The organism is Rhodococcus sp. (in: high G+C Gram-positive bacteria) (genome assembly GCF_049286785.1).
GTDB lineage: Bacteria > Actinomycetota > Actinomycetes > Mycobacteriales > Mycobacteriaceae > Rhodococcus_F.
This window is the reverse complement of record NZ_JBAQEO010000330.1, coordinates 1-4,260: the sequence shown is the minus strand read 5'-3', so window position 1 is coordinate 4,260 and position 4,260 is coordinate 1. Positions and strand designations below refer to the sequence as shown.

Here is a 4,260-nt window from a genome sequence, read left to right as displayed (position 1 = left end):
GTGCTGGTGTTCGCCCAGTTGTTCAACGCCTTCAATGCCCGTTCGGAGACCGGTTCCGCCTTCCGCCGTGTGTTCGCCAATTCCTGGCTGTGGGGTGCTATCGCGCTCTCGGCGCTGCTTCAGGTGGCTGTGGTGCACATGCGATTCCTGGGCGAGCCTTCAGCACCGCGCCCCTCTCACTCGACCAGTGGCTCGTCTGCCTCGCGATGGCCAGTGCGGTGCTGTGGGCCGCTGAGGGACGGAAGCTGGTGCTGCGGTTTGTCGAACGTCGCAGTTCTCAGCGTCCCGAGGGGGAGCCGTAGAGGCCGGGGCCGTCGATCTCGAGTGTCTCCAGGAACGATGTGGAGGCCAGGTACGCGTCTTCGATGAGAGCGTTCGTGTGCTCGAAGTCGAAGGGAGAGACGCGGTGGATCTCCGGTCCCGGCAGGTAGACGACCGGTACCCGGGCGGCGGCGAGCGGCGACTCCAACTCCGACTGGGCTCGCATCATCACCATCGCGGTGAACAGCAGTGCCTCGGCCAGAGTCTCGGGCGGTTCGGGCAGCCGCCCGGGAAAGGTGGCGTCGAGTACGACCAGCGACTGCGCTCCCAACGCGAGGGCCTGGGTGACGGGCACGTTCGCCACCACTCCGCCGTCGTACAGTTGGCGGCCGTCGGCATTCACCGCCGGGAAGATACCGGGAATTGCCGCGCTGGCGAGTAGCGCAAGCGCGAGTGAACCTTCCCGGAGCAGGTAGGGCGTTGCGGTGGCGATGTCCATCGTGACGGCACCGAAGGGCAGGGCGAGGTCTGCGAAGGTCGTGTCGCTCCCCCCGAGGTGCCGGGTGATGACGGCTCGGAGCCCGGTGTTGGGGAAGAGATGCGTTCTTCCCTGCTGCAGCGTGCGCACCTGGGCCAGCGGGCCCCCCGGGAAGATCATTTCGCGGGTGATCTTCGGCCAGAGGTGACTCAACCGGTTGGCTGCACTCTTCGGGTCGAGCGCGATCACCGCGCCGTTGAGCGCACCCACGGAGGTGCCCACCACCAGATCGGGGACGATGTCGTGCTCGGCGAGCGCCTGCAGCATCCCGACCTGGGCGGCGCCGAGACTGCCACCGCCGCCCAGGACGAACCCGACGGGTCGTGGCAGGGATGGCAGGTCCATCGGCGTTCTCCCTCGTTGCGCGACGTGTCGTGGTGATTCTGCCAGGCAGGAGCCGGTCGAACCGTGATCAGGCGGGTGGGCAGGCCGGTGAGGTGAGTTGGGCGATGGACACGATCGAGCAGGCGGTGGTCTTCGACAGCTTCCACGACCCGTCCGGTCCCGGAACGAAGACCGCGGGGAGCCCGCCCTGCTGGACCTGACCGTTGATCGTCAGCTGCAGTTGCGCGCTGGCGGTGCCGTCGCCGTTGTCGATCACCGGGTCGAGTACCTGCACCTGGGCACCCGACTGCTGAGCCGCGGCGGCAACCTGATTGAAGAGTTGAGGGTCCTGGTCGGAGCCTTCGACCATGGCGATCTTCTCCTCGATGGGAGTTGCCGGGTCGAGGCCCTTCACCAGTAGGCCGTTGAGTTCGGCCGCCGTGGGTAGATCGAGCTCCGTAGTCGTTTCTGCGGCCACGGTTGTCGTCGTGGTGGGTGTCGGCGAGTCGGATTCGTCCGAACCGCACGCGGACATCGCGAGGGCTGCGGCGATCGCGACCGCGGCAACCGTGCTTGTGCGAAGTGTCACGTCGGATACCTCTTCGTTCTCGGATGTGGGGAGTCGGGAAGTTCCCTTATCGAGTGTGGAGGTTCGCACCGCGCGGCGCGACCGAAGCCAGAGAGTTCTTAATCTTCGGTGCGGGATCGGGCGACCAACATGCGTTTCAACTCGAGATCGGTAGACTGCCGCGCGGCGTAGGAATTATCGGCCCAAGTTTTCCCTTACGGTGGTCATATGGCTACCGTCTGGACAATTCCGCTTGACATCACTTCTCGCTGGCTCGACTCTGGCGAGGTCCAGACCTTTCTCGTGTCCAACGACCTGGACAATGCAGATCCCGACCCCCGTGTCCGGTTCGCGCAGTTCGTAGACGTCACGAAATCGCTGGAGCGGCACATCGGTCACACCTTCACGTCGGTGCAGGCGGCCGCGACAGCTCTGTTCGACGGAATCGAGCGAGGCGTCCCCGTCGGTTTGAAGTTGGCCGCGCTGCGTTTGATTCTGAAGGAGGTGTATCAAACGCGCCACGCACCCCAGCCGTTCTCGAAGAGAGTGGGCGAGGCACTGGGCACGTACGTCTACGTGCTTCTCGATCCACGGAATCGGTCGATCTTCTATGTCGGCACGGGACGCGGTAACCGGGTGTACGGACACGTGTGGGAGGCGTTGGCGGAGAACGAGCACAGGCAGATGCTCGAGGATCCCGAAACCGACGGTGCAGAGGTGCGGGCCGCGACCATATCGCGCATCCGCGAAATCTACGATTCGGGTCTCGAGGTGGAGCATTACGTGATCGCGCACCGGATCGCCGACACCGACACCGTCGCGGAAGCCCTCGGCAACGGTGTCGTCGGCGCGCTTGGCTTGCTCGACGGAGCCGACCTCACCAACCTCGCCGGTGGGCCGGGCGAACACAGGGCGGTGCTCGTGGATGATCTGGTGTTGCAGTATTCCGCTGAGCCGGTGCCGGGCCTGCCCACCCCTTGCGTGGTGCTGGAGGTTCCGCGTGCCGCCGAGCGCGATACGGCGCCGGAGGAGATCTACGAACTCGCGCGCGGCCCGTGGACGGCCGGCGCGGCGGTGCGCAACACGGCAGACATACCGGTAATCGTGTTCGCGGACAACATTGTTCGAGCAGCTTTCCGTGCGCGGTCGTGGTCGACGGTCGCTCGTCCAGGCGGCGAGGCGCTCTGGCGGTTCACGGGCGACGTGGATCCCGAACTGGAGTCGCAGTTCGTGAACAAGCGGATCACACCCGCCAAGGTCGGCCTGAAGAAATGGCCCGCCCACGGTTGGGTACCCCACCTCACCCAGGCGCGGCCCGGCCGCTGACACCGCGAGGAGTGGGCGACGCACCGTTGCCCACTCCTCGGCTGCCTGCACCGGTTCGCATCGTGACGGCGGCGACAGGCGAACGTCACCTATGGAGCGCCGACCGAGCGAGCGTCGCCGATGCACGGCGTTCTACCAGCAACGGCACGAAATCGCGCACTCGCCCTCCGTCGAAACGGGCGAGTGCGTCCTCCACCGCAGTAGCCACCACAGTTCGCGGGGTGCTGGGATACTTCTCGAGAAGCCTTGCCTTCACCTGCGAAATCTGCCGCTCTTCTTCCTCGGGGGACATATCTGGATCGTGCGCCCCGCCTCGGCCGCAGTCAATCGGTGACAGGCCGCCTCGATGTCCCGTTCCAACAACCATTCTGCGGTTGAAGAGTCGTCAGGACTTCGTCGCGGCCTGTGGGACCGCCCTCGGACCGGTCGCGCGCAGTGGCGTGATGGCGGTTTCAGCTTCCGGGCGAGGAGTGAGCAATCGGACGGCCAGCGCGCCTCCGCCCACGGCGACCAGGACCGGCCAAGCGACCAATCCGGTCAGGCCGAGAGCCGCAATCGTCAGTGCTGCCGCCGGGGTCGAGTCGGTTCCGCTACGTGCACCGGAGCGGACGCCGTCCACGGCGCCTTCGGCGGCCCCGCGCAGACTGCCCACAATTCCTCCCACCAGTGCCCCGCCCACGGCCCCGGTCGCGCTGGTCGCGGTGTAGGCGGTATCGGTGACCAAGCGCGTGGTCTTGTCCAAAATCTGCATGAAGACTCCTTGTTCAGGCGGTCACCGTGCACGCTGCCCAGGCCCGGCTCGGTGGCCATCGGTGCCTACTGTCCGGCGTCGCCACTCCGTGTGCAACGGCGGTGCGATCGCAACGTGTAGTGGTCGAGCTCAGCCCGGGAGACGATTGCGATATGTGGGGTTCGATCCACGTGCGATTCTCGCCGAACCCCCACCGTCGTGCGGGTTCACCCCCGACGGACTCGCGCGCAATGCCCGCGAGCGTGCGAAAGAGGTCGGACGGCGAGGGCGCTGCCGCGGCAACCTCGGTGGGTGCACGCAGCAGCGCCGTCCCCACACCGGCAACCGTCTCCGCACCGATGAGTGTGGTGTTGACGGTGATCGCGGCACCGACGGTCACCGCCCGCGTTCCGGCATGCACGCACCGTGCGGGCAGTGACACGAACCCTGACACGAACCCTGACACGGGCAGCGACGCGATTCCCGATATCAGGTGCCCTGCGATCACGGTCG

General features: G+C 66.3%; 6 protein-coding genes and 1 pseudogene. 2 read left to right on the top strand and 5 right to left on the bottom strand.

Annotated elements, in window-relative coordinates:
• Positions 1-369 (top strand): cation transporting ATPase C-terminal domain-containing protein, encoded by a 369-nt coding sequence (locus WAW17_RS12495; RefSeq protein WP_422333288.1) that lies wholly within the window; start codon positions 1-3, stop codon positions 367-369.
• Here the strand turns inward: WAW17_RS12495 and WAW17_RS12490 are convergent.
• Both WAW17_RS12490 and WAW17_RS12485 read right to left on the bottom strand, forming a co-directional pair.
• Complete coding sequence (locus tag WAW17_RS12490) at positions 278-1,144, bottom strand: patatin-like phospholipase family protein (protein ID WP_422333287.1); 867 nt, start codon at positions 1,142-1,144, stop codon at positions 278-280. The two genes, WAW17_RS12495 and WAW17_RS12490, sit on opposite strands and share 92 nt — an antisense overlap.
• A gap of 67 nt (positions 1,145-1,211) precedes the next feature.
• Positions 1,212-1,712, bottom strand: coding sequence for a hypothetical protein (locus tag WAW17_RS12485; protein WP_422333286.1), 501 nt, complete (start codon positions 1,710-1,712; stop codon positions 1,212-1,214).
• Positions 1,713-1,919: 207 nt separating this feature from the next.
• Here WAW17_RS12485 and WAW17_RS12480 point away from each other — a divergent pair, with 207 nt between their 5' ends.
• Positions 1,920-3,017, top strand: a complete 1,098-nt coding sequence (locus WAW17_RS12480; RefSeq protein WP_422333285.1) for an LEM-3-like GIY-YIG domain-containing protein — start codon at positions 1,920-1,922, stop codon at positions 3,015-3,017.
• Between the two features lie 85 nt (positions 3,018-3,102).
• Here the strand turns inward: WAW17_RS12480 and WAW17_RS12475 are convergent, their stop codons facing one another.
• The 3 genes and pseudogenes from WAW17_RS12475 to WAW17_RS12465 all read right to left on the bottom strand — a co-directional run.
• Positions 3,103-3,309 (bottom strand): three-helix bundle dimerization domain-containing protein, encoded by a 207-nt coding sequence (locus WAW17_RS12475; protein ID WP_422333284.1) that lies wholly within the window; start codon positions 3,307-3,309, stop codon positions 3,103-3,105.
• Between the two features lie 93 nt (positions 3,310-3,402).
• A complete protein-coding gene (locus tag WAW17_RS12470) occupies positions 3,403-3,768 on the bottom strand; it encodes a hypothetical protein (protein WP_422333283.1) in 366 nt (121 codons plus the stop codon).
• 13 nt (positions 3,769-3,781) lie between these two features.
• Positions 3,782-4,260, bottom strand: a pseudogene (locus WAW17_RS12465) (hypothetical protein); the annotation flags it as partial.